Genomic DNA, 7,158 nt, shown 5'->3' with positions numbered 1-7,158 from the left:
TTAAGAACGCCTAAGTTGTACTAAAAAGCCGGTCATGTTGGTTGCCCTCAAGCTAGCGTTATGGCTGAGGCGGGCTTAAGAACGAAGATGCCGATGTTCGTTAGACTTGATGATGCGGGTCACTCGCCGGAAAATTCGGTAAAATCAACACCTGTCAGAGCCTCCCTATCCCACTCTGAAGATCATCGGAAAAGCCAATGTCCTTCGAAAAAGTCTACGAAGTGCCGCCGGAAGTAGCTGCCGAAGCGCAAATTACCGAAGCGCTTTATCAGGAGATGTATGAACACTCCATCACGGATTCGGACAAATTTTGGGCTGAACAAGCGGAACGTTTTGTCGACTGGTTCAAGCCGTGGGACAAGGTTCAGGATTGCGACTTCGGTACCGCCCGTATTCGATGGTTCGAAGGAGGCAAACTGAACGTCAGCTATAACTGCCTCGATCGCCACTTAGTCGAAAAGGGTGACGAAGTCGCAATCATCTGGGAAGGAGACAATTCGAATATCGACAAGAAGCTCACCTACCGCGAGCTGCACGAACAAGTCTGCCGGTTTGCTAATGTTCTGAAAAAGCATGGCGTTCAAAAAGGTGACCGGGTTTGCATCTATCTTCCAATGATCCCCGAAGCGGCAGTGGTAATGCTGGCCTGCACTCGGATCGGGGCCGTCCACTCCATCGTGTTCGCAGGCTTCTCCGCCGACGCATTACGGGATCGCATTCTCGATGCCGACTGTCGGTATGTCATCTGTGCGGATGAAGGAAGACGGGGTGGACGAATAGTACCGCTGAAGGCCAATGTGGACACCGCACTGCGGGCTTGTCCAAATGTGACAACGGTTTTTGTCGTTCGGAATACCGGCGGGAGTATCGATTGGGACAGTCATAATGTGTGGTATCACGAGGCGGTGTCGGAGGCTTCTCCCGATTGCCCGCCCGAATCCATGGATGCGGAAGACCCGTTGTTTATTCTCTACACCTCCGGATCTACCGGAAAACCGAAGGGGGTACTTCACACGACCGGGGGTTATTTGGTCTATGCGGCAATGACTTACCGATATGTGTTCGATTACCGTCCGGGCGAAATCTATTGGTGCACCGCGGATGTCGGTTGGATTACCGGCCATTCGTATACCGTTTACGGCCCTCTGTGTAACGGCGCAACCACGCTTATATTCGAAGGCGTTCCGACCTACCCGGCTCCCGACCGCTTCTGGCGTGTGGTTGAAAAGCATCGTGTCAATATTTTTTATACCGCTCCCACCGCCATCCGCGCCTTGATGGCCCTGGGGGAAGATTGGCTTGATAGCACCCGCCGGGACAGCTTGCGCGTTCTGGGCTCTGTCGGCGAACCCATCAATCCAGAGGCATGGGAATGGTATTATCACCAGGTAGGCCGCGGCCGCTGCCCTATAGTCGATACGTGGTGGCAGACGGAGACCGGTGGAATACTCATTACTCCCTTGATCGGCGCCACGCCGCTCAAACCGGGCTCCGCGACGCGTCCGTTTTTCGGCATCGTACCGGCCATTGTCGACAGCCAGGGTAGCGTATTGGAAGGAGCGTGCGAGGGGGTACTGACGATTACCCGCTCTTGGCCGGGCCAGGCTCGCTCGGTATTCGGCAGTCACCAACGCTTTTTTGATACTTATTTTTCAACTTATCCCGGCAAGTACTTTACCGGTGACGGTGCCAAACGCGATGCCGATGGATATTACTGGATCACCGGGCGCGTCGATGATGTGCTGAACGTGTCGGGCCATCGCATGGGCACCGCAGAAATCGAGAGCGCTTTGGTCCTGCATGACCATGTGGCGGAAGCCGCCGTTGTGGGTTATCCGCACGATATCAAAGGACAGGGAATCTACGCTTATGTCACTTTGGTAGCCGGCGTCTCGCCGAGCCCAGAGCTTGAAGAGGAGCTAGTGCAGCTGGTCCGCAAGGAAATCGGTCCGATTGCCACACCCGATATCATTCAATGGGCTCCGACACTACCGAAAACGCGATCCGGCAAGATCATGCGCCGCATACTTCGGAAAATCGCGGCCAACGATATCCGCAATCTCGGCGATATCTCCACCTTGGCAGATCCTACCGTGGTCGACGATATCATTCGAAATCGAGCCAACCGAGGCTAAGAACATTTCACATCATCGGAGACAATAATGAAACTCATCACCGCGATCATTAAACCGTTCAAATTGGACGATGTTCGGGAAGCATTGTCCGAAATTGGAATCAGCGGGATTACGGTAACGGAAGTAAAAGGTTTCGGGCGTCAAAAAGGACACACGGAACTTTATCGCGGCGCCGAATACGTGGTTGATTTCTTGCCCAAAGTAAAAGTCGAAGTGGCGGTAACCGATAGCATGGTCGATCAGGCTGTCGATTCCATCATCAAAGCCGCCAACACGGGCAAAATTGGCGACGGCAAAATATTTGTAACCAACCTCGAGCAGGCTATCCGGATTCGGACCGGTGAAACCGGCGAGCAAGCGATTTGATTCTGTCCTTTGGGGCGGGCTCTCGGCCCGTCCTATTAATCACTTTGCAAATCTAGACACTTTCCGCTGTTGGCTGATGCTCCCGGCATATTTTTTCCGCGTCGGCCTCCGTTAGCCACTCCATGGTCAGTCCGCACCGGCGCCTTCCGTCTTCCTGGGTCAAGTGATACCTGCAAGTTTTGCAGGAGCCGAACGTTTTCAGCTTGTTCGCCGTTTGCAACTCCCTCAAAACCTGATTCAGAGTTGCTGTAATCTCATTCCGGGAGGTCTCAGACAGCCCATCCACTGCGGATTTCAGGATATTAGGCGGAATTGCATCCGAAACCACGCGAGCGCCGTCAACAGTCAGATTGAGATGAACCACACGACGATCATTGAGGTCGGCCTGCTTTTCGATAAAGCCACTAGATTCTAAGACCCCCAAGGTTTGCGATACCGTTCCCTTGGTTAGGCCCAAGTAATCGGCCACCGCAACTGGCGTGTTGCTGTATCGGTTGCACCGGCTCAGATAATGGAGCGCTTCCAACTGCACCGGTTGCAATCCTTTCGCAACCCCCGTCTTTCGGACGTCTGTCCGAATGAGGTTGGCGATACGTTCCAAGTAATCGTAAATCGATTCAGTATTCATACATCTAATAGTATCGGATCAATATCATATTGACAAAATCTTTAAAGTTCCGCTAGAGTTAGTATCGACACAATACCTATTGACATCATGTAGAACCGACAATTCCTTTGGTCGTGGAATGCGAAACCTCCGTGTCTCACTGTTCTGATAGCAGGCGCACTCCGTTTTTTCAAGATTTGTCCATGTCGATATGGAAATTCTGTATGAACATCGACGATTGTCGGCTTAATCACCCGCCTCGGTGCACTGTTCGCAAGTACTGCCGCATCCGGGGTTTAAGATCCAAAACCTAAGCGTGCACATGTCCGGCTTCACAAAGCCATTGCCGAGCTCAAAATCGACGAGCGCACGCATTCCCTCGTTGGATATCGCGCGGCACCACGTTATCGCCACAGTCTCCCGTGCGCAAACGACTCCTTTATCCATCCTCAACATCGACGAGAGAAGATATGAGCCAAATCCATGTTTTTGATACCTACGCGCGTAGCGCAAGCGGAAAAATCATGCACTTCGATGTGATACTTCCGGAAAACGATCCAACAAAAGCCCTGCAATGTGCCCGCGACTGGCTAAGGTCCGTCGGTGAGGAAGATGCCGTCGTGAACTCCGAAAGTTGTGCCTATTGCCATAGCGAACCGCATGCGCCGGCGGAAATGCAGAAAGACATCGAAACCCAAGGCTATGCAATTTTTAAACTAGAAGGCTGTCCCCGATAACCACCATCCGATATGGGGTGGCTGAATTCGTTCCTTACCGGTATCTCGGATACGTAGACTGTTCCTTAAGGTAGCCGCCCGCGCGCCGCCTGTTTTTACAATCCGAATCGCGGTCTTTATGACGTAAGTCTTTGTGCATTCACGCGCGGGCGGAGTTCGATTTCAGCGGTATTTCCCCTAAGAAACAATCTTTTCGGATGTCAGGTGCTCTATGGTGCCATCCCCGAGATTGTTCCGTCTTAACTGTGTAGTCAGGAGGATGCCGCTTAATTGCCCTCGTCCTGATCCCCTCCAGCTACAGCCACCGCCTTGCCCATACAAGTCATGACATGGTCGGTAATGCTCAACGCAGCATGCCGGGCTTCTTTAACCGAACCAAATAATTGCTCGTAATCCTTAACGGCTTTCTCCGCATCAGCCGGTGATTTTGCATTCGCGAAATGCGTATATGCTTGAAAAAATTGTTCACGGCGAGGATCACCCGCGAAACCCGGCAATCCGTTACTGATTTCCCCAACTACGCAATCCGCGATAGTCTCGGGATCGAGCTTATAATCTTTCAAATCGGAATCGTCTTTGAATTTAGCGACGAGCGCCTCTTTTAGAGTGGTTTTCTCCTTGCTCGTGCAACCGGCCAGCAAAAAAACGGCCAAAAACGCAATCATCAATTTTTTCATAATCAAACCTAACGAATGGTTGTCTCTAACCAAAGCAAAAAAGACATTTATTATGAGCACGAACGGCGCCGGTTGCCAGACAATTTAAGGATTCAGCCCGACTGCCGACACTACGTACACATGGCTTCCGGCGGCAGAGTTCACTAGGTTGCACCGATTCCCAACGATGACTGATGCCTATGGAAACCGACACACTTCGGACCATCGAACGCGCCGTAACACAAGGGATTGAAACCTATTTGGTCGCACGAAAAGCTAAAGTTCCCGAATTCGTCGAGCAATATTTCTCTTTCACGGGCGCCTTGGCGCTCCACAAAAAAACCTTCGGCAAGGACTTCTACAAACATCCGCTGAACATGCTATGGGGTTTGCCCAGCTTCATCATTCATGGCACGGCGGCTCTGTTTCGAAAAACCGGGGGTCACAGGATAAGCCGGATTCTCGACAAGATGCCGACCGGCATACCGACCGCCTTACAAGCGGAATTGCAGTGGCTGATCTATACCGAACTGCTGGAACTGCCGTATGTTCAGGGGAAACGGACATCCCGCCGGGATGCCCTTATGGAAACCATTCTGTGCAATCCCGAGATTTCCGAGCTGTGCGAGCAATTTCTTGGACAAATCCGAAGCAAGGCGGATCACCCCGAATTTCGCCGGAAGCTGGAAAGCAATCTGGCTGAATACGGCAAAACCCGCATCGCCGTCACCGAACTCGCCGGCAGCCTGGTTTCGCTCGCCACCAGCTACGCCGCTTTTAACAAAGCCCTACCCGGTGCGTTCTCGACCGGCATGGCCGCAGCCTCCGCCATCGCCCAGTACACGGCCATCGCCAATTTCTTGCTGGGTCCCACGATCGGAGCCTGGTATTACGGCCTCTTTCCTGCGTCCGCGTCGACCGGACTGATTATCGCCGCCACTGGCACGACGATGGCCGCCGTCAGTGCGATTGCGGCGTTATCCTGGGTCGTCGTCGATCCCCTGCTGGCCAAAACGGGCATACACGAACGGCGTCTCAATCAGTTTATCGACGCGATAGGCGACGAACTTCGCGGAAAAGAGCATCGGAATTATCGAGTCCGGGATCACTATGTCGCCCGCGTTTTCGATCTTCTCGATATTTTGCGGGTGGCCGCTAAAACGCTAAGCTAATCGGCTTTTCAAACCCCCATTCGGATCACTGATAACAATAACACTATGAATCGCCCGATCTCCGCGCTGTCCGATCTCGCCCGAAAACCTTTACCCGCCTTTCCCGGCTGGTGGACCGCCCTAGGCCCCGGAATCGTATGGATGGCATTGGCACAAGGCAGCGGCGAACTGATCTGGTGGCCCTATCTGATCGCGAAATACGGTTTGACATTCCTATTCCTCTTGATTCCGGCCTGCTTGCTCCAGTACCCGATCAACGTCGAAATCGGCCGCTACACGCTATTGACCGGCGAGAGCATTTTTCACGGGTTCATCCGGCTCAACCGCGTTTTCGGCATTCTTCTGTGGATATTGATGTCGGTCTCGTTCCTCTGGTTCGGAGCCTTCGCCTCGGCGGGCGGTACGGCTTTGGCGGCCTTGACCCACCTTCCCGAAGGCTGGGACGCCCGTAGCCAATCGCTGTTTTGGGGATATTGCTCGATCGGCGTGTTCTTGGCCGCCATCGTGTTCAGCAAAGTCGTATACGTCTTGGTCGAGCGATTCATGAAAATAGTGGCCGTCACCACCGTGGCCGGCCTGCTCTGGGCTTGTCTCCAGACCGAGGTCATCGCGGCGGTACCGGGCTTTCTTCGGGGTCTATTGGGCCCTACGGCTCCGTTGCCTCGTCCTTGGGAACCGCAGGACGCCACTAAGTTGCTTACCGCCATCGCGTTCGCCGGATTGGGCGGCTTTTGGATCTTGTTCTATTCGTACTGGCTGCGTGACAAAGGCGTCGGGATGGCGGTGCACATGGGCAAAATCACGGGGCCCGTTGCCGGCAAGCCCGAGGTCATCACCAGCGACGGCTTTCTTCCGGATGCGTTGCCTGAAAACGAGGATCGCTGGCGGAAATGGCAGCAATTCCTTCGCGCCGACGTTCTGATCGGGATCGTCGGCAATCTGTTGACGACACTCATGACCTGTCTTCTGGCTTATGCGCTCCTGTTTCCCAAAGGCCTGTTACCTCAGGAGTACGAACTTGCGGTGGTGCAAAGCCGCTTTTTCGAGGTCGGCTGGGGCGAAATCGGGCGGCTGTTGTTCCTCGCGGTAGCCGCGGCCTTTCTGACCGATACTTGGCTGGCGACGGCGGATGCCGTCAGCCGGATGCAGGCCGACATCGTCCATGTACTCTTTCCGAAAAGCCGGCGAATCGCTCTACGTACCTGGTATTACATCTTTCTGACGCTACTGACGCTGATCACGTCGTTGACCATGCTGCTCGATACGCCGGGCACGTTGATCCTGACCAGCGCCGTCATCGGTTTTGCGGGAACCGTCATGTTCCCCGTGGCTTTGTATCTGCTCAATTTTCGCCGCCTTGCGCCGCAGCTGCCGATATGGGCCAGACCGCCGGATACCGGACGCTGGCTCCTGGGATTGAGCTTTCTGGTCTATCTCGGACTCGCACTGGCCTATGGCTGGTCCATGTTTGCCGGCTAAATGAAC

7 protein-coding genes are annotated in these 7,158 nt (G+C 53.8%); 5 read left to right on the top strand and 2 right to left on the bottom strand.

The window, feature by feature from the left end; all coding sequences use genetic code 11:
- Nucleotides 1–197 precede the first annotated feature (197 nt).
- Nucleotides 198–2,135 carry an acetate--CoA ligase gene (acs, locus tag ABJK70_RS01750; RefSeq protein WP_077730451.1) on the top strand — a complete coding sequence of 646 codons (1,938 nt, stop codon included), beginning with the start codon at nt 198–200 and terminating at the stop codon, nt 2,133–2,135.
- 27 nt (nt 2,136–2,162) lie between these two features.
- Nucleotides 2,163–2,501, top strand: coding sequence for a P-II family nitrogen regulator (glnK, locus tag ABJK70_RS01745; protein ID WP_077730450.1), 339 nt, complete (start codon nt 2,163–2,165; stop codon nt 2,499–2,501).
- A gap of 52 nt (nt 2,502–2,553) precedes the next feature.
- Here the strand turns inward: glnK and ABJK70_RS01740 are convergent, their stop codons facing one another.
- Nucleotides 2,554–3,129 (bottom strand): MarR family winged helix-turn-helix transcriptional regulator, encoded by a 576-nt coding sequence (locus tag ABJK70_RS01740; RefSeq protein ID WP_077730449.1) that lies wholly within the window; start codon nt 3,127–3,129, stop codon nt 2,554–2,556.
- Between the two features lie 449 nt (nt 3,130–3,578).
- Here ABJK70_RS01740 and ABJK70_RS01735 point away from each other — a divergent pair, with 449 nt between their 5' ends.
- A complete protein-coding gene (locus ABJK70_RS01735) occupies nt 3,579–3,845 on the top strand; it encodes a DUF2024 family protein (RefSeq protein ID WP_077730447.1) in 267 nt (88 codons plus the stop codon).
- A 266-nt stretch (nt 3,846–4,111) separates the two neighbouring features.
- On the opposite strand, the gene ABJK70_RS01730 is transcribed toward ABJK70_RS01735, so the two are convergent.
- Complete coding sequence (locus ABJK70_RS01730; RefSeq protein ID WP_077730446.1) at nt 4,112–4,522, bottom strand: hypothetical protein; 411 nt, start codon at nt 4,520–4,522, stop codon at nt 4,112–4,114.
- Between the two features lie 179 nt (nt 4,523–4,701).
- Here ABJK70_RS01730 and ABJK70_RS01725 point away from each other — a divergent pair, with 179 nt between their 5' ends.
- The gene (locus ABJK70_RS01725; RefSeq protein ID WP_347257309.1) at nt 4,702–5,673 is read left to right on the top strand and encodes a DUF6635 family protein; all 972 of its coding nucleotides are present in this window, start codon (nt 4,702–4,704) and stop codon (nt 5,671–5,673) included.
- Nucleotides 5,674–5,718: 45 nt separating this feature from the next.
- Nucleotides 5,719–7,152, top strand: coding sequence for an Nramp family divalent metal transporter (locus ABJK70_RS01720; RefSeq protein WP_168183833.1), 1,434 nt, complete (start codon nt 5,719–5,721; stop codon nt 7,150–7,152).
- Nucleotides 7,153–7,158 lie beyond the last annotated feature (6 nt).

This window comes from Methylocaldum sp. (assembly GCF_039794385.1).
In the GTDB taxonomy this organism is placed as follows: domain Bacteria; phylum Pseudomonadota; class Gammaproteobacteria; order Methylococcales; family Methylococcaceae; genus Methylocaldum.
The sequence above is the reverse complement of the archived record's forward strand: the minus strand, read 5'-3'. Positions and strand labels throughout refer to the sequence as shown.

What these genes read in the sequence shown, in the direction of transcription:
- acs (WP_077730451.1), top strand. Translation starts at nt 198, where the DNA reads ATGTCCTTCGAAAAAGTCTACGAAGTGCCGCCGGAAGTAGCTGCCGAA.
- glnK (WP_077730450.1), top strand. Translation starts at nt 2,163, where the DNA reads ATGAAACTCATCACCGCGATCATTAAACCGTTCAAATTGGACGATGTT.
- ABJK70_RS01740 (WP_077730449.1), bottom strand. Translation starts at nt 3,129, where the DNA reads ATGAATACTGAATCGATTTACGATTACTTGGAACGTATCGCCAACCTC.
- ABJK70_RS01735 (WP_077730447.1), top strand. Translation starts at nt 3,579, where the DNA reads ATGAGCCAAATCCATGTTTTTGATACCTACGCGCGTAGCGCAAGCGGA.
- ABJK70_RS01730 (WP_077730446.1), bottom strand. Translation starts at nt 4,522, where the DNA reads ATGAAAAAATTGATGATTGCGTTTTTGGCCGTTTTTTTGCTGGCCGGT.
- ABJK70_RS01725 (WP_347257309.1), top strand. Translation starts at nt 4,702, where the DNA reads ATGGAAACCGACACACTTCGGACCATCGAACGCGCCGTAACACAAGGG.
- ABJK70_RS01720 (WP_168183833.1), top strand. Translation starts at nt 5,719, where the DNA reads ATGAATCGCCCGATCTCCGCGCTGTCCGATCTCGCCCGAAAACCTTTA.